At 41.2% G+C, this 23,226-nt stretch carries 25 protein-coding genes and 1 pseudogene; 12 read left to right on the top strand and 14 right to left on the bottom strand.

The window, feature by feature from the left end:
* Positions 1 to 76 precede the first annotated feature (76 nt).
* The gene (locus tag HII32_RS02800; protein ID WP_172188084.1) at positions 77 to 775 is read right to left on the bottom strand and encodes a metal-dependent hydrolase; all 699 of its coding nucleotides are present in this window, start codon (positions 773 to 775) and stop codon (positions 77 to 79) included.
* A gap of 111 nt (positions 776 to 886) precedes the next feature.
* On the opposite strand from HII32_RS02800, the gene HII32_RS02795 reads away from it, so the two are divergent.
* The 4 genes and pseudogenes from HII32_RS02795 (at position 887) to HII32_RS02780 (ending at position 4,170) form a co-directional block, all read left to right on the top strand.
* Positions 887 to 1,216 (top strand): nuclear transport factor 2 family protein, encoded by a 330-nt coding sequence (locus HII32_RS02795; RefSeq protein WP_172188082.1) that lies wholly within the window; start codon positions 887 to 889, stop codon positions 1,214 to 1,216.
* 168 nt (positions 1,217 to 1,384) lie between these two features.
* Positions 1,385 to 2,590, top strand: a complete 1,206-nt coding sequence (locus tag HII32_RS02790; protein WP_172188080.1) for a hypothetical protein — start codon at positions 1,385 to 1,387, stop codon at positions 2,588 to 2,590.
* Between the two features lie 34 nt (positions 2,591 to 2,624).
* Positions 2,625 to 3,155: pseudogene (rsgA, locus tag HII32_RS07900) on the top strand (ribosome small subunit-dependent GTPase A); the annotation flags it as partial.
* Between the two features lie 121 nt (positions 3,156 to 3,276).
* Positions 3,277 to 4,170 carry an SDR family oxidoreductase gene (locus HII32_RS02780; RefSeq protein ID WP_172188078.1) on the top strand — a complete coding sequence of 298 codons (894 nt, stop codon included), beginning with the start codon at positions 3,277 to 3,279 and terminating at the stop codon, positions 4,168 to 4,170.
* A gap of 48 nt (positions 4,171 to 4,218) precedes the next feature.
* Here the strand turns inward: HII32_RS02780 and HII32_RS02775 are convergent, their stop codons facing one another.
* A complete protein-coding gene (locus HII32_RS02775) occupies positions 4,219 to 5,589 on the bottom strand; it encodes an FAD-dependent oxidoreductase (RefSeq protein WP_172188076.1) in 1,371 nt (456 codons plus the stop codon).
* 243 nt (positions 5,590 to 5,832) lie between these two features.
* On the opposite strand from HII32_RS02775, the gene HII32_RS02770 reads away from it, so the two are divergent.
* The 6 genes from HII32_RS02770 (at position 5,833) to HII32_RS02745 (ending at position 9,996) form a co-directional block, all read left to right on the top strand.
* Positions 5,833 to 6,021 (top strand): hypothetical protein, encoded by a 189-nt coding sequence (locus HII32_RS02770; protein WP_172188074.1) that lies wholly within the window; start codon positions 5,833 to 5,835, stop codon positions 6,019 to 6,021.
* Positions 6,022 to 6,152: 131 nt separating this feature from the next.
* A complete protein-coding gene (locus tag HII32_RS02765) occupies positions 6,153 to 7,106 on the top strand; it encodes a sugar kinase (protein WP_172188072.1) in 954 nt (317 codons plus the stop codon).
* Between the two features lie 139 nt (positions 7,107 to 7,245).
* Complete coding sequence (locus HII32_RS02760; protein WP_172188070.1) at positions 7,246 to 7,587, top strand: carboxymuconolactone decarboxylase family protein; 342 nt, start codon at positions 7,246 to 7,248, stop codon at positions 7,585 to 7,587.
* A 161-nt stretch (positions 7,588 to 7,748) separates the two neighbouring features.
* Positions 7,749 to 8,681 carry an NADP-dependent oxidoreductase gene (locus HII32_RS02755; RefSeq protein WP_172188068.1) on the top strand — a complete coding sequence of 311 codons (933 nt, stop codon included), beginning with the start codon at positions 7,749 to 7,751 and terminating at the stop codon, positions 8,679 to 8,681.
* 131 nt (positions 8,682 to 8,812) lie between these two features.
* Positions 8,813 to 9,772, top strand: a complete 960-nt coding sequence (locus HII32_RS02750) for a 2-hydroxyacid dehydrogenase family protein (protein ID WP_172188066.1) — start codon at positions 8,813 to 8,815, stop codon at positions 9,770 to 9,772.
* Between the two features lie 122 nt (positions 9,773 to 9,894).
* Positions 9,895 to 9,996, top strand: a complete 102-nt coding sequence (locus HII32_RS02745) for a putative metal homeostasis protein (RefSeq protein ID WP_172188064.1) — start codon at positions 9,895 to 9,897, stop codon at positions 9,994 to 9,996.
* A 97-nt stretch (positions 9,997 to 10,093) separates the two neighbouring features.
* Here the strand turns inward: HII32_RS02745 and HII32_RS02740 are convergent, their stop codons facing one another.
* From HII32_RS02740 to HII32_RS02695, 10 genes are all read right to left on the bottom strand, one after another.
* Positions 10,094 to 11,722, bottom strand: coding sequence for a peptide ABC transporter substrate-binding protein (locus tag HII32_RS02740; RefSeq protein ID WP_172188062.1), 1,629 nt, complete (start codon positions 11,720 to 11,722; stop codon positions 10,094 to 10,096).
* 297 nt (positions 11,723 to 12,019) lie between these two features.
* A complete protein-coding gene (locus HII32_RS02735; protein WP_172188060.1) occupies positions 12,020 to 12,964 on the bottom strand; it encodes an ABC transporter ATP-binding protein in 945 nt (314 codons plus the stop codon).
* On the bottom strand, positions 12,965 to 14,059 hold the full coding sequence (locus HII32_RS02730) for an ABC transporter ATP-binding protein (protein ID WP_172188058.1): 1,095 nt from the start codon (positions 14,057 to 14,059) through the stop codon (positions 12,965 to 12,967). It abuts the gene before it with no gap.
* Positions 14,060 to 14,067: 8 nt separating this feature from the next.
* Positions 14,068 to 15,162, bottom strand: coding sequence for an ABC transporter permease (locus HII32_RS02725; RefSeq protein WP_172188056.1), 1,095 nt, complete (start codon positions 15,160 to 15,162; stop codon positions 14,068 to 14,070).
* Between the two features lie 17 nt (positions 15,163 to 15,179).
* On the bottom strand, positions 15,180 to 16,106 hold the full coding sequence (opp3b, locus tag HII32_RS02720) for an oligopeptide ABC transporter permease (RefSeq protein ID WP_172188054.1): 927 nt from the start codon (positions 16,104 to 16,106) through the stop codon (positions 15,180 to 15,182).
* A gap of 25 nt (positions 16,107 to 16,131) precedes the next feature.
* The gene (locus tag HII32_RS02715; protein WP_172188052.1) at positions 16,132 to 17,763 is read right to left on the bottom strand and encodes a peptide ABC transporter substrate-binding protein; all 1,632 of its coding nucleotides are present in this window, start codon (positions 17,761 to 17,763) and stop codon (positions 16,132 to 16,134) included.
* Positions 17,764 to 18,034: 271 nt separating this feature from the next.
* Positions 18,035 to 18,745, bottom strand: a complete 711-nt coding sequence (locus HII32_RS02710) for a YoaK family protein (protein WP_246224800.1) — start codon at positions 18,743 to 18,745, stop codon at positions 18,035 to 18,037.
* Between the two features lie 72 nt (positions 18,746 to 18,817).
* The gene (rpmF, locus tag HII32_RS02705; RefSeq protein ID WP_172188050.1) at positions 18,818 to 18,985 is read right to left on the bottom strand and encodes a 50S ribosomal protein L32; all 168 of its coding nucleotides are present in this window, start codon (positions 18,983 to 18,985) and stop codon (positions 18,818 to 18,820) included.
* A gap of 21 nt (positions 18,986 to 19,006) precedes the next feature.
* Positions 19,007 to 19,156 (bottom strand): 50S ribosomal protein L33, encoded by a 150-nt coding sequence (gene rpmG / locus HII32_RS02700; RefSeq protein WP_172188048.1) that lies wholly within the window; start codon positions 19,154 to 19,156, stop codon positions 19,007 to 19,009.
* Between the two features lie 134 nt (positions 19,157 to 19,290).
* Complete coding sequence (locus HII32_RS02695; RefSeq protein WP_172188046.1) at positions 19,291 to 20,097, bottom strand: aldo/keto reductase; 807 nt, start codon at positions 20,095 to 20,097, stop codon at positions 19,291 to 19,293.
* A gap of 130 nt (positions 20,098 to 20,227) precedes the next feature.
* On the opposite strand from HII32_RS02695, the gene HII32_RS02690 reads away from it, so the two are divergent.
* Positions 20,228 to 20,623, top strand: a complete 396-nt coding sequence (locus HII32_RS02690; RefSeq protein WP_172188044.1) for a winged helix-turn-helix transcriptional regulator — start codon at positions 20,228 to 20,230, stop codon at positions 20,621 to 20,623.
* Positions 20,624 to 20,657: 34 nt separating this feature from the next.
* On the opposite strand, the gene HII32_RS02685 is transcribed toward HII32_RS02690, so the two are convergent.
* Together HII32_RS02685 and scrK are read right to left on the bottom strand one after the other, a co-directional pair.
* Entirely contained in the window at positions 20,658 to 20,771 is a 114-nt protein-coding gene (locus tag HII32_RS02685; RefSeq protein ID WP_172188042.1) for a putative metal homeostasis protein, read from the bottom strand.
* A gap of 147 nt (positions 20,772 to 20,918) precedes the next feature.
* A complete protein-coding gene (gene scrK, locus HII32_RS02680; protein ID WP_172188765.1) occupies positions 20,919 to 21,785 on the bottom strand; it encodes a fructokinase ScrK in 867 nt (288 codons plus the stop codon).
* A 179-nt stretch (positions 21,786 to 21,964) separates the two neighbouring features.
* Here scrK and HII32_RS02675 point away from each other — a divergent pair, with 179 nt between their 5' ends.
* On the top strand, positions 21,965 to 23,209 hold the full coding sequence (locus HII32_RS02675; RefSeq protein WP_172188040.1) for a chloride channel protein: 1,245 nt from the start codon (positions 21,965 to 21,967) through the stop codon (positions 23,207 to 23,209).
* Positions 23,210 to 23,226 lie beyond the last annotated feature (17 nt).

Here is a 23,226-nt window from a genome sequence, read left to right as displayed (position 1 = left end):
CCTCCAGTCGTTTTACTTACTTTTTGTAAGTTGATGAGATAAGCATATGCTATTTATTCTAGAAAAGCAATTATTTTTATTGGGGGGATTGGTTCGGCAGGTCGAATTGATCGCCCGGATTTAAGACTTTAACCATTCCAGCGGGCAACAATGTCGCAAAGGCCCGCGGATCTTGTTGGATATCTGGAAAAGTATTGTAGTGAACCGGAATAACGAATCGCGCTTGAACTCGTTGGGCGGCACTCGCGGCGGCTTTAGGACCCATGGTGTAGTTATCACCAATCGGTAACACGGCTACGTCAATGTCGTAAGCTTTGCCAAAGAGGGTCATATCCCCATAATTAGAAGTATCGCCCGCTATGTAAATAATTTGGTGGTCGGCCATAATCAAAAAGCCACATGCTTCGCCCATATAGATGGGTTGACCGTCTACTATCAGGCTGGAACTGTGTTGCGCATGGGTGGTTTTGATGGTGCCAAAATCAAATTGCCATTGGCCTCCTAAATCCATAGCGTGACCAGCTGGCGCACCGTGTTGTTCAGCGTAGTAAACGAGTTCACCCATCCCAATAATTGGAGCGTGGTTGCGCTGGCTGAGCGTAATCATGTCGCCACTGTGGTGTTGATGACCATGAGTGACTAAAATGGCATCACACTGAAAATTTAAATCGATATCACTTTGGGGATTACCCACAATCCAAGGATCGACCAGTAAAACCGTTCCGTTATTTAATTGTACTTCGATACATGCGTGTCCATGAAAAACTAATCGCATAATAATGCCCCCTTTGGAGCACATTGTAGCAGGAGTAGCTCATCGACGGGGGTTAAAAGCTCATTAATGGGAGTTAAATGGTTATAATGAGGCCAAAAGGGGGATGAACAGATGCAATTAACGGCAGAAGATCAACTAGCTATTTTTAAAATCATCATTCAGGCCGATCAATTGGCCACGCAGCGAAATGCAAAAGCGTACGCCGCGTTATTTACTACTGATGGTGGTATTACCGGCATCAAAGGAACCGTGACGGGATCGGCTAACTTAATTAATTTTACGCAAAAAACGTGGGGGCAAGAACCAGCTCATGCTCAGCATTTAACGGTGGCCCCCCTGATTACGGCCGTGGTCGATAACACGGTCACTGCCCAATCAACGTTACTAATTATTGATCCGCTCGCCAAGACAGTGGTGGATTGTCAATTGATCCAACATTAACTGCAGCACCAAGGGAACCGGTGGTTGTTTACCGCTCGTCAGGTTATGTAAGCGTTAGTTGTTGGCGCTTCTTAGGCGCCTTGTGAAGATAATCCTTATATTTGCTTATGGTAAAAACCATAATTTATAATTAATGAAAATGATAAATTAAGGATTGAGGTGCTTAGGATGGATTTAAAAGATAGTGAATCAGCCAATTTAGCTCAGATTATCACTAATCAAATCAAGATGGGCATTGAAATAGAAAAAACCAGAGTTAATGCTAACAATGAACTGAGTCTCCGGCCGTTTCCCCAAGCGCTGGGACGGTGGCAGCAATACGTCAAAGGTGAATTTTGTACGGCCCAAATGGAACTAGTTTTACCGCCATACCGAAAGGTAACGGAGGCGGTCAACTTTGCTACAGAACTGGCAGAGGCAGTCCAACGCCAGATTATGCCGGCGGAAAAGTTGTGGCATTATAGTTGTCCGCCGAAGTTATCGGCTTATATTCCGATTGGAGAGGCGACGCCCGAAATTAACCAGTACCGCTTAAAATGTGTGCAAAAATATGATGTTCGTCAGCTATTAAACAATGGGGTGCATATTAATTTAAGTTTTAGCCCCACCGCCGTCCAATATTTAGTGCAACGATATCAATACGCTGATGCCAACGAACTATATTTACAAATTGCCCAGTATTTCATGTTAAATCGGTGGGAATTAACGTATTTATTTGGCGCCACGCCGTTGGCTGATGCTAGTTATTTTGATAAACCACTGACCCGGCCAGTCCGTAGTATCCGGAGTAGCTCGCTAGGATTTACTAATGATGTTAGAGGAGATTATCGCAGTGTGGCCGCGTATGTGGCCGCCATTGAAGCGGCCATTCAAAGCGGCCGTTTGTTTAAACCCCGGGAATATTATGAGGCGGTGCGCTTAAAAAGTGGTAGTAGCAAAGCACCGCAAACTTTACTGAATCAAGGAATTACGCATTTAGAATTGCGAACTTTTGACTCGAATCCTTTCGTGGCGAGCGCCGTTACGGCCAATCAGTTGCGCTTATTACAAGTCATGGCTCTTTATTTTGCGAGCTTACCGCGTTTAGATACTAAGCAGCTACCAGCCCAATTAGCGCTAGCTCACGAAATTAATGAACGGGTTGCCTTGGAATCAGTGACGCATCGCTGTGCCTTTGCCCGCGAAGGGCGCCAGTTATTGACGGAGATGTTAGCTTTTGTGCAAGCAGAAAACTTACCATTGGAATATGAAATAGCTTTACAACATTTTCAAGCCCGCTTTGAAAATTATAAAAAAACGGTCGCTTACCAAATTTATGTGCGAGCGAAACAAATGCATAGACCACAAACCGTCACTAAGGTTAGCTACCGCTGAGTTTACTTAAAATTGACTGTTTGCTTTTGATCGTGCTAAGCAAAATGCGGGCTATGAGCAGTTGCGCCAGTACACTGATAACAACCAAACGATGGCCTTCGTGGGTTCCTCAGGGGTCGGTAAGTCCACGTTAATTAACGGATTAATGGGTCAAGATGTGTTTGCCACCAAAGCGATCCGAGAAGATGACGATAAAGGGCGGCACACCACTACGTTACGGCAACTATTGAAATTACCAACAGGGGGAATCGTCATTGATACCCCCGGAATGCGAGAGTTGCGGATTCAGACTGGTGATTTAGCGAAAACCTTTGAAGATATTGAACAATTGGCCGCCCAATGTAAATTTAAGGACTGCTAACATCAAACTGAACCGGGATGCGCCGTGCAAAAGGCAATTACGGCTGGAGAATTATCTGCCGAACGGTTTGCAAGTTACCAAAAGTTACAACGAGAAATGGCCTATAGTAGCCTAAATTCTCGGGAGTTGGAAAACGAAAAAATCAAGCGCATGTTCGGTAGTAAACACGAAATGAAGCAAATGTTAAAACATTTAAAACAATAAGCCAAATGCCCGTCCCTTTACCGGGACGAGCATTTGGCTTATTACTTAGGCGTCAAATTTCAAAAAAGAGCGTAAATTGGTTATCTTTAAGGTAATTCGAAATAGAAAGTGAGGACTTAAGATGACAGAACCTAATTTGAGAGACCCCCGAAAGCTATTTTATGACGATAAATTTAAGCGCCAAGATCAATCAGCGCCGGCTTTGCAAAATAAAATGGACCCCCAACCAGATTGTGGCGAAGATAGTTATGTGGGGCACCAAAAGTTGCTTAACCGCCGGGTATTAATCACGGGTGGTGATTCCGGTATTGGGCGCGCCGCCGCGATTGCTTTTGCTCGGGAAGGAGCCGATGTGGCCATTCAATATTTACCTGGTGAGGAATCAGACGCTGATCAAGTCGCCCAATATATCCAAGAGGCCGGACGCAAGGCGGTATTATTACCGTATGATTTGTTAGATGAGAATGCGCCTCAAGCTCTGGTGCAGCAAGCGGTCACGGAGTTAGGGGGCTTAGATACCTTAGTCCTAAACGCCGCGCACCAAACGTCTCAAGCAGATATTAGTGAGCTGCCTCTGCAGCAGGTCAAAGATACTTTCACGATCAATATTGTGGCCATGTTTGCGATTGTTAAAGCCGCATTACCAACGTTACCGGCTGGAAGTAGTATTATTACGACCACTTCGATTCAAGCCTTTAGTCCGTCGGATCATTTATTAGATTACGCCGCCACCAAAGCTGCGATTGCCAACTTTACGGTGGGACTGGCGAAACAATTAGCCGCTAAAGGAATTCGGGTTAACGGGGTCGCTCCGGGACCAATTTGGACAGCACTGCAATTAGACCATGGCCAACCACCAGCAGCCTTGCCTAATTTTGGGCAAAACACGCTAATGACTCGAGCGGGACAGCCAGTAGAATTAGCTCCTGTTTATGTTTTTCTAGCTTCTAATGATGCGAGCTATGTGACTGCCCAAATTTATGGGGTTACTGGCGGCAAGGCGATTAATTTATAAAAAAACGCTCGTCCTGTTTCAGGGCGGGCGTTTATTACATACACTATTTTAAAATTTAGATTCTCCCAAAGCATTTTGAGCGGCTAAGTTTAATAGACTCCATTGACGATCGAAGCCGGGTTGGAAGAAGAAATCGGTATCGGCTAATTCTTCTAGCGTCATCTTTTGACTAACTGCTAGCGCAAGGACGTTACCTTGAGCCGTAATATCATAAGTAGAAAGAACAGCGCCACCTAAAATTTGGTGAGTTTGAGGATTAAAGGCTAATTGGACGTAAACTTTTGGATTATCAGCTCCTGCGGGAACATAAGTAGGCCGCAAGGTATCTTCATAAAATGAAGTTTTAATGTTGAGACCAGCGCGCTTGGCGGTTGTTTGATTTAAACCACTAGCAGCAAAATGATAGTCAAAGACACTTAAGGCTGATGAACCGACCACGCCCTTAAATGGAACCGTAGGGGTTTTTTCAAATAGGTGTTCAACCACATAGCGAGCTTCGCGCCGGACCACAGTCGCCAAGGCAATGGGCATTTTTTGTTGGGCGGGAATCGAGTAAGCCAAAGTAGCATCCCCAATAGCGTAAACGTCTTTTAGGTTAGTCCGAAGGTATTCATCATTTTTAATAAAGCCCTTGGAATCTAGTTCAACAATTCCATCTAACCATTTAGTATTAGGTTTAACGCCGGCCGCTTGAATAACTAAGTCAGTTGGGTAACTGGCAGTGGCTGTTTTAACACTGGTGACTTTATCACTACCTTCAAAGGCTTGAACGTCAGCTTTCATTACTACTTGAACACCATTATTAGTGAGTTCTTTTTCAATAATATCGGTCATATCTGGATCCAGATAAATGCCTAAAGGCCGATCAATCACGTCTAGTAAGGTAACGTTTTTACCAGCTTTTCGGCTAGCTTCAGCGGCTTCAATACCAATATAGCCAGCCCCAATGACGGTGACATTTTGAATGGCTGGATTATCCAGTTGTTGTTTAATTTTATGGGCCCAATCATAGCCCCGCATCAGATAAACATTGGCTAAGTCAGTGCCAGGAATCGGTAGGTTGTTAGGTGTAACGCCGGAACTTAAAATTAATTTGTCGTAGGCGTACTCACTAGTCGCCCCAGTGGTAACCTCTTTTACGGTAACCGTCTTATTATCAGCGTTAATCTTAGTAACTTCGTGGTTATTCATGATGTTAACGCCTTGAGTGGTGAACTGTTCTGGTGAGAAGTTACGAACATCGTTAACGTTAGTAACTTGATTTTCTAAGAATAATTCCATCCCACAAGACATAAAGGAAACGAAGTCACCGGCTTCAAATAAAGTGATATCTAGATTAGCGTAATTATCTAGCAAGGCACGCATAGATTCATGACCACCATGAGAAGCCCCGACAATAATAACTTTTGTTTTTTCCATAAAATAATACCCTCCTAAGTTTAAACAACCAATTGGGTTGCGTTAATCCTGTTAACGCTTTCACATTATAATGATTCTAAAGAAAAGTCAAATTATAAACTCATAAGTTTTAAAAAAAGGTTCGATTAGTTTTAATTAAGGATTAATTTGTTGTTGATGTAGTGATTTTGATAAAGACGTCGGTTACTTTTAATGAAATAAAAATTATTAGAGTGAACTATAATAAGTTTTTAAGGAGAAATAATGAAAACTTTTGAAGTCAAAGTGTTGTTGGCCTCATTTATAATTGTCCTAGTGGTTAGAACCTTGTTAATGCTAGTGAACAGTAACTGGTTGGCTGATGGTAATTTTTTGATTTTAGTGGTGGTACCAGTGCTAGTTTTAATGCTAGTGTTTAATTTGGTAAAATTTATCTGGACCAGATGGAGTTAAAAAGTAAAGCCATCCTTTATTAAAGGATAGTGACCGTATTATAATCACTAGTGACGATAAAAAAGTAGCCACCATAAACAGTTATTGAATGATTAGTGCTGTTCAGGGGAAAGCAAGAAAAGAGGGCCCTTATGAATGAACTATTAACGGTGGGTGAACCGCTGGCAGTTTATGCTTCTCAAGACGTTAATCAGCCGCTAAGTGCTGCGCATAACTTCCAAAAGTTTTCCGCCGGTGCGGAATTAAACGTTGCCACTGGAGTTACTAGACTTGGTCATTTTGTCCAATATATTTCAAAAATTGCTAATGATGCGGTTGGCAAATTTATTTTCGACGATTTAAGTCAAAAACAAATCGGAACATCATATGTTTTTCAAACTAATGACTCTTACACTGGCTTTTACTTTAAACAATTAGTAGATGCTGGGGACCCGGAAATAGAGTATTTCCGTAATAACAGTGCTATCAATCAATTAACCGATGAAGAAATTGCGCAAATTGATTTCACTGGCGTTAGTTATTTACACATTACCGGAATTTCGATTGCGTTATCACCAAAACTAAGAACGGTGATTAGGCACTTAATTAATCTGGCTCATGAAAATAACGTCATGGTAATTTTTGATCCTAATATTCGAGAATCGTTGTGGTCGTCTGAGATACAAATGATTGAAACGATTAATTTGGTGGCTCAAGAAGCGGATATTATTATCCCAGGACTTAATGAAGGTGCTCGATTAACAGGACTAAGTAAACCACAAGAAATGGCTGATTTTTACTTTAAGCAGGGTCGGACATCTCAGGTAATTTTAAAGAGTGGCGAAGCCGGAGCGTATTCCTTTAATCGGGATGGTGAATATTGTCATGTGGCGTCTTTTAACGTTGATCATGTAGTGGATACGGTGGGTGCCGGAGATGGTTTTGCTGCCGGATTAATTTCTGGCTTGCTCGAACATTTGTCTATGCGGGATTGTTTGGTCAGAGCTAATGCTTTGGGAGCCTTGGCTATTCAAAGTGCTGGCGATAATGATGGCTATCCTACTTCACTAGAATTGAATCGCTTTTTACAGCTTAACAGGGTATAGACATTAAAAAATAAATATTAAATATTAAAACCCCACAATTCAGTTATTGTGAGGCTTTTTTAGTAAAAAACGCAGCTTTGACGAAGCGCTTACATTGCGGTATGCTAAGGCTAATTAAAGACTATTAGGAGGGCTCATCATGACAGATTACCAGGAACAGTTAACCGAAATTAAGGCTAATAATCAAAAATTATTTGCTAGTGCTGGTGCCGCCGGAAATGGGTTTAGACAACTTCACCGTGAGGCCATTCAAGCGGGTGCTTTGGATAGTAAAACCAAAGAACTACAAGCTATTGCCATTTCGGTTGCGATGCGCTGTGAAGGATGCATTGTTCAACACGTTAAAAGTGCTTTGAAATTAGGTGCTTCTCGCGACGAATTAGTGGAAACAATTAACGTTGCTATCATGATGGGTGGCGGTCCAGCCACAGTATATGGTGGTAAAGCGCTGGCATGTGCTGATGAATTTTTTCAAAAATAAGTAAATTAAAGCAGGCAAGTCACTTTTGACGAGCCTGTTTTTTGATCGTAATACCTGTCATTTTAAATTTAATAAATCGAGTTAGTTCACAAATTATATCCAGGTGTGATAGCATATACACGTAAAGCATAAGTAACTAATAATGGTTAGGGGGAGTTTATATGAAGAGGATTCAATATAATGAATATGGTGACAATTCGGTTTTGGAAATGGCTGATGTATCCATTCCAGAACCCCAACCTAATGAAATTTTGATTAAAACTAGTGCGGTTAGTGTTAACCCAATGGATTGGAAAGTTAGAGATGGTTTGATGAAAGAAATGTTAGACCTACCATTTCCAATCACTCCTGGTTTAGATATCGCGGGGGTCGTAGAATCAGTGGGGGATGATGTAACTGATTTTAAGGCTGGTGACCGGGTTATTTCTTACGTGGCATCCTACCAAGGAACCTATGCAGAATATGCTGTGACCGAAGCTAAATGGGCGACTAAATTACCTGATGAAATTGACTTTAAGACGGGGGCTGCTTTACCATTAGCTGGATTGACAGCCTTAGAAGCTCTTGATGCTTTAAATCTTACGGATGGACAACGTCTCTTAATTCAAGGTGGAGCTGGTGCTGTAGGTACTTTTGCTGCTCAATTTGCTAAAGCTCGTGGCATTAAAGTTTATATTACTGCAAGTCCTGATCACGATGATTTCTTGCAACAAGTTGGCGTTGATGGGGTCTTTGATTACCATAACATTCACGCTTTTGATGGCGTGGAACCATTTGATGCCGTTCTTGATTTAGTGGGCGGAGATAGCTTAGATCACACTTATGAATTGGTTAAAAAGGGCGGGGTTTTGGTTTCAACTGCCCAAATGCCAGATGATGACGAAGCGAACAACTTTGGCATTACTGCTAAATTTAACAAAACGGAACCTAATCAAAAAGCATTAACTGAAATTGTGGCCGCTGTTCGGGACCGAAAAGTGAAAACTTTTATCAATGAACAATTTGATTTTGAATTAGAAGCCGTTAAAAAGGCTTTGGCTTCCAGTCAAGATGGTCACGTTTCTGGTAAAATTATTATTAATATTGCCGAATAATTTAATCGATATAAATAAAAAGGCTAATTAAGGAGTAATCCAGCGATTAGTCTTTTTTAGATTGTACTTTCATGAAAGCGGTTTTATACTTTAACTAAGAAGGCACCAACTAGTTAATAGGAGGAGTTATCATGATGAAAGTATTTGTATCAGCCCAATTACCAGAAATTACCGTCAACAAGTTACAGGCAGCCGGCTTAGACGTTACGATGTATTCTGGTGAGACTTTAATATCTCACGCTGAACTATTAGCCGCCGTAACCGATGTGGATTTTTTAATCACACCATTATCGACGCAGGTTGATCGAGAAATCATTGATGGTGCTCCTAAGTTAAAATTAATTGCTAATTTCGGGGCTGGGTTTAACAATATCGATTTTACCTATGCCCGGGCTAAACAGATTCCGGTGACTAATACGCCCTTAGTTTCTACCAACGCCGTAGCGGAAGTAACGCTAGGATTAATTTTGGCTTTAAGTCATCGCATTGTAGAAGGCGATATGCTGATGCGCACCACTGGTTTTCCAGGCTGGTCACCATTATTTTTCTTAGGCCACGAAATTGCGGGAAAGACCTTAGGAATCGTAGGAATGGGTAATATCGGACAAGCGGTAGCGCAAAAGGCCCGGGGTCTGTCCATGAAGGTTAACTATTGGCAACACCACCAATTAGCTGATCCACAAGAACGCAGTTTGGGCGCGCACTATGTTTCTATGGATGAGCTATTGCAAACTAGTGATTATATTAGTATCAATGCCCCCTTAAATGATAGTAATTTCCACCAATTCAATGCCGCTGCCTTTAAACAAATGAAGTCGACCGCTGCTTTGATTAATGTGGGTCGGGGTCCCATTGTGGACGAAGCCGCTTTAGTAGCGGCCTTACAAGCAGGTGAAATTGGTGGGGCGGCCCTTGATGTTTACGAACATGAGCCTAAGGTGACCGCAGGGTTAACGGCCATGAAAAACGTTATTTTAACCCCGCATCTGGGAAACGCTACGGTGGAAGCTCGAAATGCCATGGGAAATATTGTTGCTGATAATGTGTTAGCAGTAGCGGCACAGCAAGCACCACAGTACGTTATTAATTAAGCTAAAAAGGCAATCTTAGTCAGAGATTGTCTTTTTTTAGGTGTTTCTAATTGCTTGACACTTAAATAGAAGAATATACTTCTAAAAAGTAATTATTACTATTTAACTCAAAGGAGACTAACATGGAAAAACAAGATAAAGCTACCGCATTAAGAAAACTCAAGAGTCCTAATATTAAGACTCGCAAACGAGCATTGAAGACTTTGCATGATCTAAAACGTTAATAAGCTAATAAAAAAGCAGAAACCTTAGCAAGGGGTTTCTGCTTTTTTATTGTGATTTTAATTAACTTAATACCAATTTGAGAAGGTCTGAAGGCACTTACTTAGTTAAGTAAGCCTTGCTGTAATCCCAGTTAGCGCCAGTAGGGAAGTAAATAACTCCCTTAACATTGGATTTAACTAATTGAGGAGCAGCTTGTTGATAGATAGGCACGATGCCGGCTTGATTAGTAAGCAGTCGGTTGGCCTGTAACATAGTATCCCAGCGCTTAGTGGCGTCATTGGCTTCCGCACCATCCGCCGTCTTCATTAACTGATCGTACTGCTTGTTGGACCACTTGCCGTTATTATATTCATTGTTGGTGGTGAAGAGATCCAAGAAAGTGCTAGCGTCCGGATAGTCAGCGTTCCAAGCGGAAATATCCATATCGAAATTCCCAGTTGATTCCCGGGTGAGCCGAGTCTTGAAGGGAAGATTTTGGTTGGTAATCTTAAGTCCGGGTAGCTTTTCGAATTGTGACTGTAAGTACTCGGTCGTGTTTTTACCGATCGGAGTATCATCAGCTAAGAGATCAAAGCTAACACTGGATTTACCACTTTCTTTTAAAGCTTCCTTCCATAATTGCTTAGCCTTAGCTTCGTTATATGCGGTCATTTGCTTGTCGGCTGAAGCAGTCGCAAAATCTTGGCCATCGCGATATTGCATTTTAGTGGGGACGACGCCGTTAGCCACGGTGGAACCATTCTTTAAAATCTTATCCACGAACTGTTCGCGGTTGGTGATTAGAGAAAGCGCTTGGCGGGCTTTAACGTTCTTGAAAAATGGTTGTTTCTTTTCATTCATTTGTAAGTAATAAGTGGAAGCTGAGTTTCGTAAGACATAATCTTTATTCTTGGTATATTGTTGCACTTGGCTACCTGATAAATTGGTGATATCTAACTTGCCAGCTTCATATTGGGACAGTGCCGTTTGGGGATCTTTGACCGTCCAGTATTTAACCTTATTCAAACGAACACTGCTAGCAGCCCGATAACTGGGGTTTTTGACCATCGTCCAGGTATCATTGGTACCGTTCCAGCCAGTTAACTTGAAAGGACCATTGTAGACCATGGCTTGACTAGTAGTTCCATACTTACTTCCGTATTTTTTAACCGCGCGTTCATTTTGAGGATAAAACTGAATATTAGCGACTAACTGATTGAAGTAGCTTTGGGCGTGATTTAGATCAACTACTAATTTATACTTACCAGCGGCATGCACTCCTAATTGATTAACGGCTAGCTTGCCGGCATTGATTTTAGTGGCATTTTGGATATTGTCAAACAAGTAAGCGTATTGAGAGGCGGTTTTAGGATCCACCGTGCGTCGCCAAGAATAAACGAAGTCTTGCGCAGTAACTTCATCGCCGTTACTCCATTTAGCAGGACGTAAATTGTATATGTACTGTTTACCGTTATTAGCGGTATGCCAACTTTTAGCGAGAGCCGGAGTCAAGGAACTATTTTTACCGAACTTTAGCAGTCCTTCGTTGGTATTATTCAAGGTTTGAGCTGAAACCACGTCGGTACTTTTGGAAATGTCCATCGTCGTTAAGCTCGAAGCAATTTGAACGTTAACGGTTTTATGGGTTGCTTTAGTAGTATTAGCCGAATTGGAGCCACAGGCGGTTAATAAGGTAGTGCCGAATAAAGCAACAACACCAAAGGTCACGGTTGCTCTTAAGTTCATAGTTACCACTCTCTTTCTGATTGATGTTTAAACTACATTTAAGATTGAAATAATAGTAACGTAAGAAAGATGAGTTGTAAATGAGAAAATTTCTCATTTATTTTGGTATAGTTAAAGTTAAATCCAATTAAATCAGGGAGTAAAAGGTTAAATAAAAGTTGTGAAAAAATTTTGGTTTCTCATTTTAGGCCGGAAAATTAGATTATTATTTTCATAAGCAGATGGCTTAGGGCTCTTTGATTTCAATAAAAAAGAGTGAACCAAGACGACTTTGGTTCACTCTTTAGGTGCTCATGATTATTTTGCTGCCGCTCGTTCACGATACATAGCTACTTCAGCGGGGGCTGCCCGCACAAAGTGATTAGGGGTGATTTCGACTAACTCGCGCTTTTGACCATCCGATTCTGCAGCGGGATCATAGGCAATCTCTTCACGGGCTCGTTCCAGACGGGGATCAGGAATGGGGACCGCAGAAAGCAAGCTACGGGTATAGTCGTGGAGCGGATGGCTGTAAATTTCATCAGCGCTAGCAATTTCTAGCATTTTGCCATAATGCATCACGCCGATTCTATCCGAAATATACTTCACCATCGAAAGATCATGAGCGATAAAGAGGTAGGTTAGGCCCTTTTCCTTTTGTAGTTTCTTTAACAGGTTGACGACTTGAGCCTGAATCGAAACATCTAGAGCGGAGATGGGTTCATCACAGATAATAAAATCTGGATTAACCGCAAGGGCCCGGGCAATCCCAATTCTTTGCCGCTGACCACCGGAAAATTCATGCGGGTACCGGCTCGCGTGGTCCTTGTTTAACCCGACAGTTTCCAATAATTGAGCAACTTGTTGGTTACGATCATCCTTATCTTGGGCAAGGTGGTTAATATCAATTCCCTCAGCTACAATATCTTGGACCTTCATCCGGGGATTTAATGAAGCATAAGGGTCTTGAAAAATCATTTGCATCTGCCGCCGAAAGTGTTGTTGCTGCGAGCGTGATTTGAGGGCATCGATATTTTGGCCATTATAAATAATTTCACCACTAGTGGGCTCGTATAAGTGGATGATGGCACGACCGGTAGTGGTTTTACCTGAACCAGATTCGCCCACGAGACCAAAAGTTTCGCCCCGATAAATATCAAAACTAACGTCATTGACCGCCCGCACCTCATCGGCTTTGCCAACGTTGAAAAACTGGTTAAGGTGCTTGACCTCAAGAATCTTATCCGAATTATTTTCTGTCATTTAGAGGTCCTCCTCTGCACTATGATGATTTAAACGGTCGGCATTAATTAATTGTTGCCGTTCGTTTTCATATTTTTGTTGGCGTTGCACAATAATTTCGGGTGGATTGATTTGGGGGGCTCGTGGATCAAGCAGCCAGGTAGCGGCAAAGTGCGTGGGCGAAACTTCAAAGAACGGTGGCTCCGCTTTTAAATCCACTTCTAAAGCATATTTATTTCTAGGAGCAAAGGCATCGCCCACTGGTGGGTTCAATAAATCAGGAGGCGTTCCCGGAATGGAGGGCAAGTATTCAGCATCAGTATCTAAGGTTGGCATTGATTCTAGTAGGCCCCAGGTGTACGGGTGCTTAGGATTGTAAAAAATTTCATCGGCTTTGCCATATTCCACAATCTTACCAGCGTACATAACGGCAACACGATCTGCCATGCCTGCTACGACCCCTAAATCGTGGGTAATAAAAATAATGGACGTATTAATCATATTTTGGAGTCGACGCATTAAATTCAAAATTTGGGCTTGAATCGTAACGTCCAAGGCTGTGGTAGGTTCATCCGCAATTAAAATATCCGGATGGTTAATTAAGGCAATCGCAATCACGATTCGTTGCCGCATCCCCCCGGAAAATTGGTGCGGATAGTCGTTAATACGCTCTTGGGCATTCGTGATGCCCACAGCCTCCATCATTTTTAACGCGGCTTCTCGAGCCTTATCAGGCTTGACACCCTTATGGACAATCAACGGTTCGGCAATTTGCTTGCCAATTTTCATCGTGGGGTCTAAAGAAGTCATCGGATCTTGAAAAATTTCCGCGATGTCTACGCTGCGAATTTTTTCCATTTGGCGGTTGGACTGCTTTAATAGGTCTTTCCCGTCATATTCGATGGTCCCATTAGCAACCACCGCATTGTTAGCGAGGAGGCCCATGATAGCTCGAGTGGTCACTGATTTACCCGAACCTGATTCACCAACAATCGCTAGCGTTTCACCACGACGCAAATCAAAACTCACGTTACGAATAGCTCGAACGGTACCAGCGTAGGTATTAAAGTTAATTTCGAGATTACGAACCTCTAAAATATTCTTAGCATTTTCCATATTATCACCTACTCTTTAGACTTTGGATCAAAGGCATCTCTAAGACCATCGCCAAACAAGTTAAAACAAATCATTAAGATAGAAAGGACAATGGCTGGAAACCACATTTGGTATGACAAAAATTGAAAGTTCTTTTGCCCATCATTTAGTAAAGTTCCCAAAGATGCTTGTGGTGCTGAAATTCCGATCCCGATATACGATAAGAGGGCTTCAAAGAAGATAGCACTAGGAATGGTGAACATTGTGTTAATAATAATGACACTGGAAAGGTTAGGTAACAGGTGTTTCAGGGCGATTTTGATTGGGCTTTCACCTAATGATCGCGCTGCTAAGATAAATTCCTGATTTTTCAGTTGCATGGTTTCCGCTCGCACCAACCGAGCCATGCTAACCCAACTGGTAATGGCAATTGCCAAGATAATGGAAACCATTCCGGGTTTTAAAACTAAAATCAATAAAATGATAACTACTAGGTTGGGAATCGACATGATAATTTCAATAATTCGTTGCATAAAGTTATCAATGCGACCACCTTTCCAGCCCGAAATAATCCCGTAAGCAATACCAATGGTGAGGTCAAAGAAGGTGGCCACTAACGCGATCGTTAGCGAAATTCGAGTACCGTAAAGGACACGAGAGAACAAGTCCCGCCCGAATTGGTCGGTTCCCATTAGGTAAAAGGTGCCAGGCTTTACCCCAGCTTGCTTATAAGCATCAACTCTAATTCCACCTTGCATGATGGTTCCGTTAAGTCCCGGAATGGGAACTCCTGGCACTTTAGCGGGCAAATTAGTTACCGCTGGATTTTGTGCATTAGGATTATGAGTTTCAAAGATTCCCGAACCAAAAGCCAAAACAAAGAAAATCAAGAGAATAACCATGGAGACCATGGCGCTTTTATTTTTCTTTAAGCGGCGCCAAGCATCTTGGGTAAACGTTAGGGATGGTGCTGAAATTTTTTCGTCATCCAGATGTTTTTTTTCGTCTGCCGAAATAACCTGAAAGTCGGTGGCAACTGGTTGATAAGCTGCTGGCTCATTATTATCAGTAGGCAAATTAGTTGTGAGTTCTGCTTCAGTTGGTTGATTAGTTTGATTAGTCATTTGATAACCTTCTTTCTTTAGCCCTTATCAGTTAATCTAATCCGTGGATCAACCAGACTGTAGATAATATCAGTGATAAGCAGTACCACCATTAACATGACACTGTAAACGATGGTGAGTCCCATGATGGTGGGGTAATCGTTGGTCAAAACGGATTTAACAAATAGTTCACCAATGCCGGGAATAGAGAAAATATTCTCGACTACCATTGAACCAGTCATGATACCAACGGCTAACGGACCCACCACGGTTAACAAAGGAATCAAGCTGTTTCTTAGGGCGTGGTGATAAATAATACCAATTTTGGTTAATCCTTTAGCTTTAGCTAACTCAATATAATCAGAGTTCATGACATCGACCATTTCGGTTCGCATAAACCGTGCTGATTCGGCTAGAGGTGAGACTGCTAATGCTAGGGTTGGCAAAACGGTGAAGATGAAACTGCCCCAATTGGCAATCGGAAACCAGTGTAATTTAACTCCAAAGAAGTATTGAAAGAGGACTGCCAAGACGAAACTCGGAATTGAGATTCCTAAAATCGAAATAATGGTAGTAGTGGTATCCACCCAAGTATTTTTCTTGACCGCTCCAATGGCCCCAATCAAGGTTCCGATAGGTACCCCAACGATGATGGCTTGAAAACCAAGTTGTAAAGAAGCCCCAATTCTACTGCTAATGAGATAGGAAACGGGTTGATCACTGAACTGAAAAGAAGTTCCGAAGTTACCGTGTAAGATGTTGCCTAAATAAGATAGGTATTGCTGCCAAACGGGCTTATCCAGTCCATATTGCTGATAGATCACGGCAATTTGTGATTTGCTTAGCTTGGCCTGATTATTTAAGGGTGTTCCGGGTAGTAACTTCATCAAGAAGAAGGTAATGGTAATAACAATGAATAGGGTTAATAAGAGGTAAAAGAGCCGCTTTAATAAGTATTTGGCCATTGGCTAATCCCCGTCCTTTCCAAATTTACTTAGTTAAATATGCGTGGCTGTAATCCCAGCTTGATCCGGTTGGGAAGTAAACGACTCCCTTGACGTTTGATTTAACTAATTGTGATTGTGCTTGTTGATACAACGGAATAACCCCAGCTTGATTGGCTATTAATTTATTTGCTTTTAACATTGCATCCCAACGAGCAGCTGGTTGGTTGGCTAAACTACCACCAGCATCTTTTACTAACTTATCGTATTCAGCATTAGACCATTTACCGTTATTGTAAGAACTCTTGGTAGTAAACAAATCTAGGAATGAACTAGCATCCGGATAGTCGGCGATCCAAGCAGATACTACTAAGTCGAAATCACCAGCTTGTGAACGAGCTAATCTCGTTTTGAATGGTAAATTTTGGTTGGTAATCTTTAATCCGGGTAGTTTTTCAAATTGAGATTGTAGATACTCAGTTGTATTTTTACCAGCAGGAGTATCATCAGACAAAAGATTCAAGTTAATACTTGATTTACCAGTTTCTTTTAGGGCTTCTTGCCAAAGTTTCTTCGCCTTAGTTTGGTTATAAGCCGTTATTGTTTTATTAGTGGATTCAGTTGCGAAATCCTTGCCATCACGATATTGCATATTGGTTGGTACTAAACTATTGGCTGGTTGAGAGCCATCTTTTAAAATCTTGTCAGTAAATTGTTTTCGATTAGCAATCAAAGATAATGCTTGGCGTGCTTTAACATTTTTGAAAATGGGTTGCTTCTTTTCATTCATTTCTAGGTAGAAAGTAGAAGCTGTTTTTCTTAAAACATAATCTTTGTTGTGGGTATATTGTTGTACTTGGCTACCAGATAAGTTGGTTAAATCAAGTTTGCCGGCTTCGTATTGAGATAAAGCAGTTTGGGGATCCTTAACAGTCCAGTACTTAACTTTATTGAGTTTAACGTCTTTAGCATTCCAGTAGTTGTTATTTTTAGTCATGGTCCAGGTATCATTAGTCCCATTCCAGCCGGTTAGTTTAAATGGACCGTTGTAAACCATATCTTGACTGGTAGTACCGTATTTGCTCCCATATTTTTTCACCGCTTTTTTATTTTGTGGGTAAAATTGAGGGTTAGCTACTAATTGATTGAAGTAACTTTGAGCGTGGTTTAATTCGACTACTAATTTATGTTTTCCTTCGGCTTTGACCCCCAATTGATTTGGGCTTAATTTACCGGAGTTAATCTTAGTAGCGTTTTTAACGTTATCAAACAAGTAAGCATATTGGGATGCGGTTTTAGGATCGACCGTTCGTTGCCAAGAGTAAACAAAATCTTGGGCAGTAACGTCATCACCGTTGCTCCATTTAGCAGGACGCAAATTATAAGTGTAACGTTTACCATCGCTAGAAATCTGCCAATCTTTAGCAATTGCTTTTTGCAGCGAACTGTTTTTACCAAATTTCAGCAAACCTTCGTTAGTGTTATTTAAGGTTTGGGCGGAAACAATGTCGGTTGACTTCGAAATATCCATCGTGGTTAAGCTAGAAGGAGTTTGAATATTCAAGGTTTTGTTGGTGGCCTTGCTACTATCAGTGGCCGAACCGGAACCACAGGCTGCTAAAAGGGTACTACCAAATAAAGCTACCACTCCAAATGTAATCGTTGGTTTAAGTTTCATATGTACTCACTCACTTTCCAAAATTTTTAAGGTCTATTTAAGTTAGGGACAATACTAAATGATAAAAATCTATTTGTAAATGAGAAATTTTCTCATTTAACAAATGACAAACGTGGTTTATGCTGATATATAGCCGTTTAATGCGGATAAAAAATATGTGAAAAAGGTTGAAAAATCTCATTTTTGATTAAAGTGAGTTTTTTCAACCTTTTGCATTGAGGATTTAACTGAAAATAAAAAAGCTTCAGACAACATCTATTGCCTGAGGCCTTTAATGATTATTGAAAGTGATTAGCAGAAAAGCAATTACGATGAGCCCGGCTGGAAATAAGATGGTGAAGGCTCCCAGTAATGGAATTAGACCGGCCACCAACCCTGCCCCTAAAGCAAAGGTTACCATGATCAGACCAGTTACTTTGAGCTTTTGTTGAGCCGAGGTTTCATGATAAATAATGGCATCAAAGCTACTTTCCGCTAAGGTTCGTAAATTACCAGTCATCATCAATGGGGTAAAGGGACCGCCTGCTAAACGCCGAAATTCCTGTAATTCCGCAGCGGCAGCCATAGATAAAATAGAAGTAGTTAATAAATTGGGTAAAATTTGTCCAATCACCGCCACTATTACTAATAACATAAACTCATACGCTAAAATCATTTGGCGTCGGAACTTATCAGCGTTCTTAAACCAATGACTTCGTTGTAATAGCCGAATTAAGATAGTCCCTAAAAAGAAAGCCAATAACGATAATGCGTAGCGTACACTCATCTCAAATTGTCCTTTACCTAAGTTAAGTCCCAACAAAATTAAGTTTCCAGTTTGCAAACCGGCAAAGACTTCACCATGCAGCATAAAAGTATAGGCATCAATGGCACCTGCTACCATTGTTAACAGGGCGCCAAAACCAGGTTGTTCGGCAATATTATCCTTCTTACTCACGATAAATCTCCCCCTTTTGGCTGTCATCATAATCCCAGTAATCATTGGTGACAATCATTTACCTTCAAAAAACCCCCGCTAATTAAATTAACGGGGGAAGTAACGGCACTATGAAGTTTATTTAATTACTTTTTGACCGTTGTAATAACCATCTGCGCTGACGTGGTGACTCAAATGATATTCACCGGTCCGAGCATCAATGGAGATAGCGGGTTGCTTTAGTTTTTGTTGACCACGACGACTATTTTTTTTCGTCTTGGATGTTCGTCTTGCGGGAACTGCCATAGTAGTGGCTCCTTTCTGTAATTATTTAATTTCTTGAAAAACGGCGGGGCGATTGAGCTTAGGTGAGTATTTTTTCAGCTTCAATCGATCCGGGGTGTTGCGAACGTTTTTGCTGGTTAAATAAAGTCGTTCACCAGTTTCTAAGCATTCTAGAATAATATTTTTACGCATTAAAAAAATCCTCCGTTAGTGACAAATGATAATAATTACCATTTAGTTGTTACTTACTTTAGCATTGCTGCTAGTTAAAGTCAATTCGAGGAGGTAATTACAAAAAGCATTCCGATTGGCGGAATGCTTTTTGTTTAGTCATAGTTTAAATGCTTGTCTTGATCCAAAGCGTTAATTTTTTGAATATCTTCATCAGTTAACTTAAAGTCGAAAATATCAATGTTTTCTTGGATACGAGCTGGTTTAGTTGACTTAGGAAAGACTACGAAACCAGTATCAATTTGCCATCTCAAAACTACTTGAGCAGGGGTCTTACCATATTTAGCGGCTAATTCCAAGATAACGGGATCTTCCAAAATTAAGTGACCATGGCCGATTGGTGAGTAACCTTCATTAACAATATCGTTAGCAGTATCAAACGCACCTAAATCAGCTTGTGTTTTATAAGGGTGGCGTTCAATTTGGTTAACCATCGGTTTGATTTCAGCCATCTCAAAAACTTGGTTTAATTGATCTTGTGAAAAGTTCGAAACACCAATGGCACGAACCTTTTTTTGTTTGTAAAGAGTTTCCAAGGCTTTCCAAGTATCAAGTGATAGTTGGAAGTTTTCTTCATTAGGCCAGTGAATTAGGTAAAGGTCCAAGTAATCAACTTGAAGATCATGAAGTGCTTTATCAAAAGCTTTCAAGGTACTTTCATAACCTTGGTCAGCGTTCCAAACCTTTGAAGTTAAAAATAAATCTTCACGGTTAATATCAGTTTGACTTAGTACATCACCAATTTCTGCTTGATTGCCGTAAATTTCAGCAAAGTCAAAATGACGATAACCAGCATCCAAAGCGGTTTGCATCATGTCTTTGACATCGGCCTTATCGATTAGGTAGGTTCCAAAACCCATCATAGGAATGGTAACCCCGTTACTTAAAGTTTGATTTTCCATAATTTACTTCCTTTCCAAGCAAAACTACTGTAATAATTTGTTCGTGAGAACTTGTAAGTATATTATAGATACCGTTACAAACGAATAGCAATAACGCACTTTTTTGTGCGTATGAATTTGGGAGAGTTTAATGACTGATTGTGTAAGAAAATACGCTCAAGAAAAAATTGCCAGAAAAGAAATTGATTGTGCGAAGGAATATACTTTATCGATGTTTTCAGGTAAATATAAAATTGTGATTATTTATCACTTGTGTCATGATGGCACGATGCGATTTAATCAAATTCAACGATTACTAGTAGATGTAACCCATAAAATGTTGGCGCAACAGTTAAAAGAACTGGGAGATGATGGTTTAGTTACGCGAACAGAAAAATTAGTAAATAATCGCAAAGCGGTCTTTTACAGTTTGACTACCGTCGGGGAAAGTTTGGTGCCAATTATTGAGCAAATGTTTGCCTGGGGTCAGCATCGCTTAAACGAATTAGGGTTGGCACAAGACATGAAGTTACAGTGTGATTACTAAAAATTCACCAAGTTCATCACTGGTAAATTAACAACTACTTATGATGATTTTGTTTGGCTTCCTTAATGGTTTTAAGGGCTCGCTTGCGGGTTTTGATATTGGGACTTTTTAAGCGACTGTAAGCACTAGCTAAATCTGTTTTTTCCATGTTAATTCTCCTTGTTTGAAATTCAATGAGTTAATAACTTTTATCGAGTAAATGATAATAATTACCATTTACATCGACGATAACTTTATCATGGAAATTACAAACTGTCAAAAAAAACACTCACCTAATGGGGTGGGTGTTTTTGAATTATTTAGTTACCGCACGCAAGGCCAACGCAAAATTACCAATAGTAGCCGAACCATTGTTAGCAGCTACTGGCATGGTAATGTATTGGGTTAAATCTCCAATAGCTACGTAGTCGTTTAACAATATTTGAAATTCACTTCGTACCTTTTGCAAGAAGGGTTCACTAACCACCCCACCACCAAAAATAATACGTTGAGGTCGTAACATTAACGTGGTATTAAGGGCTGCTTGAGCAACGTAAAAGGCCATGATGTCCCAAACTGGATCACTTAAGGGCACCTCTTTACCAGGATGGCCGGTCCGTGCTTCAAAGGTGGGACCACTTACTAAGCCCTCTAGACAGTCGCCGTGATATGGACAAATACCAGCAAAATCTAAGTCGGCGGGATGACGTTTTACCCGAATGTGGCCGGCTTCCGGATGGCCGATAGCACCAGCAAAATCACCATTAGTAACTATACCAGCCCCGACGCCGGTACCGATAGTGTAATAGACTAGTGATTGCAATGCTTCTGGTGCTAAAATAAATTCACCGTAAGCCGAACCATTCACGTCAGTGGTCCAGACAATAGGAAGATTAAACGCTGTTTTTAAAGGACCAATAAAGTCCACGTTCTGCCAACCTGCTTTGGGGGTATTAGTAATATAGCCGTATTGAGGTGAATGAGGACGAATTTCAATTGGACCAAACGAAGCCACAGAAATCGCAGCCAAATCAGGGAACTGACTAAAAAAATTAATAGCTTGTTGTAAAGTTGCTTGAGGAGTAGTGGTGGGAAAACTAATCATATCTTGGATTTGATAATTTTCATCACCGACAGCACAAACAAACTTAGTCCCTCCAGCTTCGATGCTACCTAAACGTATGGACATGCAACCACCTCTTAATTAAATTATTTTATTGATATTTTATCATTAATAAAGCAAGGTAAGGATTACGCTATTAAAAACGGAAAAATATTTTATTTGCGTTTTCTTTGGTCCCGCTAAAAATGCTAGAATAAGTAGCAGTTATGTGATTTAACTGAAGAAAGGAAGACGCTATAATGCTAAATCGCCACAGTAACGTGACACTAATTGTCTCCACAATTATTTTAGGAGGGCTAGTGGGAGCGGGGGCCATCGTGATTGGAGAATTTTTGGATCTGATTGAGGCCCTCTTTCTAGGCTTTAACGAAAGTGCGCTGCAGCCAACTGCTATTTTGGTCACCCCGATCCAGCGGTTACTGTCTTTAACCTTGGGCGGGATTATTGCAGCTATTAGTTGGTGGGCTCTTAGTACTAAAATGCAGCCGACCGTTACTATTAGTGCAGCTATTAAGGGGGAACACTTACCGTGGTGGTCCACGATTTTAGATGTCTTTACCCAAATCTTTTATGTTGGTACGGGGGGCTCGGTGGGGCGTGAGTTAGCTCCACGGCAACTAGGAGCCCTAATTGCGCAAACTTTGGTCCAGCTACTAGATAAAGTTCGCAAGGTTAAAGTCAGCGATGAAGACCGGCAATTATTCATTGCGGCAGCCGCAGGGGCTGGCTTTGCCGGAATTTATATTGCCCCGATTACGGGCATGTTGTTTAGCGTGGAAATTTTACTTAATAAAGTGACTAAACGAACGGTTACAGTTAGCTTAATCATGTCGACTACAGCGATGGTAGTGGGCGCTATTACTCATGGCTTTCACCCTTATTACTTGGTTGGTGGCAGTGATTTTAGTAGTTCGTCACTCTGGCTGGTGGTAGTTATTGCCCCAATTTGTGGGGTCGTCGGGGCTTATTTTCGTCGGTTATTTAAACAAGCAGGGGTTAAGAAGGCCACGGGCACAGCTGTTTTGTGGCAATTGCCATTAGTGAGCTTATTAGTGGGAGGAATTGCAATGGTCTTTCCTCAAATTATGGGTAATGGGCGTGCTTTAGCAGCCTTGGCGCTGCAGTTACATACTTCGAAAATGATTGTGATTTTACTGTTAGGCGGGTTGGCCAAAGCACTAGTGACACCGTTAACTTTGAAGGCGGGCGCAGCCGGTGGGACATTAACGCCCTCTATTTCATTAGGAGCCGTGATTGGTGTAATCGTTGGTTTTGTTGTTAACCTCTTTTTCCCAGGTATTGCGATTTGGCAGGCTGGTGTAATCGGGGCGAGCGCCTTATTGGCTACTTCACAACAAGCACCCTTAATGGCTTTATTTATGTTATTTGAAATTTGTCATTTGAACTACTCGGCCTTTTTGCCACTAGGAGTAGCGGTGGCGGTATCAGTTATGGTGGGCAATGTTATTTTGAAACAAAAATAAAAGGTGCTGGCAGATTT

The organism is Lentilactobacillus kribbianus (assembly GCF_013184075.1).
Taxonomy (GTDB): domain Bacteria; phylum Bacillota; class Bacilli; order Lactobacillales; family Lactobacillaceae; genus Lentilactobacillus; species Lentilactobacillus kribbianus.
The sequence above is the reverse complement of the archived record's forward strand: the minus strand, read 5'-3'. Positions and strand labels throughout refer to the sequence as shown.

Bases quoted from the DNA above. Each gene is read 5' to 3' on its own strand.
- HII32_RS02800 (WP_172188084.1), bottom strand. From the start codon at position 775: ATGCGATTAGTTTTTCATGGACACGCATGTATCGAAGTACAATTAAAT.
- HII32_RS02795 (WP_172188082.1), top strand. From the start codon at position 887: ATGCAATTAACGGCAGAAGATCAACTAGCTATTTTTAAAATCATCATT.
- HII32_RS02790 (WP_172188080.1), top strand. From the start codon at position 1,385: ATGGATTTAAAAGATAGTGAATCAGCCAATTTAGCTCAGATTATCACT.
- HII32_RS02780 (WP_172188078.1), top strand. From the start codon at position 3,277: ATGACAGAACCTAATTTGAGAGACCCCCGAAAGCTATTTTATGACGAT.
- HII32_RS02775 (WP_172188076.1), bottom strand. From the start codon at position 5,589: ATGGAAAAAACAAAAGTTATTATTGTCGGGGCTTCTCATGGTGGTCAT.
- HII32_RS02770 (WP_172188074.1), top strand. From the start codon at position 5,833: ATGAAAACTTTTGAAGTCAAAGTGTTGTTGGCCTCATTTATAATTGTC.
- HII32_RS02765 (WP_172188072.1), top strand. From the start codon at position 6,153: ATGAATGAACTATTAACGGTGGGTGAACCGCTGGCAGTTTATGCTTCT.
- HII32_RS02760 (WP_172188070.1), top strand. From the start codon at position 7,246: ATGACAGATTACCAGGAACAGTTAACCGAAATTAAGGCTAATAATCAA.
- HII32_RS02755 (WP_172188068.1), top strand. From the start codon at position 7,749: ATGAAGAGGATTCAATATAATGAATATGGTGACAATTCGGTTTTGGAA.
- HII32_RS02750 (WP_172188066.1), top strand. From the start codon at position 8,813: ATGATGAAAGTATTTGTATCAGCCCAATTACCAGAAATTACCGTCAAC.
- HII32_RS02745 (WP_172188064.1), top strand. From the start codon at position 9,895: ATGGAAAAACAAGATAAAGCTACCGCATTAAGAAAACTCAAGAGTCCT.
- HII32_RS02740 (WP_172188062.1), bottom strand. From the start codon at position 11,722: ATGAACTTAAGAGCAACCGTGACCTTTGGTGTTGTTGCTTTATTCGGC.
- HII32_RS02735 (WP_172188060.1), bottom strand. From the start codon at position 12,964: ATGACAGAAAATAATTCGGATAAGATTCTTGAGGTCAAGCACCTTAAC.
- HII32_RS02730 (WP_172188058.1), bottom strand. From the start codon at position 14,059: ATGGAAAATGCTAAGAATATTTTAGAGGTTCGTAATCTCGAAATTAAC.
- HII32_RS02725 (WP_172188056.1), bottom strand. From the start codon at position 15,162: ATGACTAATCAAACTAATCAACCAACTGAAGCAGAACTCACAACTAAT.
- opp3b (WP_172188054.1), bottom strand. From the start codon at position 16,106: ATGGCCAAATACTTATTAAAGCGGCTCTTTTACCTCTTATTAACCCTA.
- HII32_RS02715 (WP_172188052.1), bottom strand. From the start codon at position 17,763: ATGAAACTTAAACCAACGATTACATTTGGAGTGGTAGCTTTATTTGGT.
- HII32_RS02710 (WP_246224800.1), bottom strand. From the start codon at position 18,745: ATGATTACTGGGATTATGATGACAGCCAAAAGGGGGAGATTTATCGTG.
- rpmF (WP_172188050.1), bottom strand. From the start codon at position 18,985: ATGGCAGTTCCCGCAAGACGAACATCCAAGACGAAAAAAAATAGTCGT.
- rpmG (WP_172188048.1), bottom strand. From the start codon at position 19,156: ATGCGTAAAAATATTATTCTAGAATGCTTAGAAACTGGTGAACGACTT.
- HII32_RS02695 (WP_172188046.1), bottom strand. From the start codon at position 20,097: ATGGAAAATCAAACTTTAAGTAACGGGGTTACCATTCCTATGATGGGT.
- HII32_RS02690 (WP_172188044.1), top strand. From the start codon at position 20,228: ATGACTGATTGTGTAAGAAAATACGCTCAAGAAAAAATTGCCAGAAAA.
- HII32_RS02685 (WP_172188042.1), bottom strand. From the start codon at position 20,771: ATGGAAAAAACAGATTTAGCTAGTGCTTACAGTCGCTTAAAAAGTCCC.
- HII32_RS02675 (WP_172188040.1), top strand. From the start codon at position 21,965: ATGCTAAATCGCCACAGTAACGTGACACTAATTGTCTCCACAATTATT.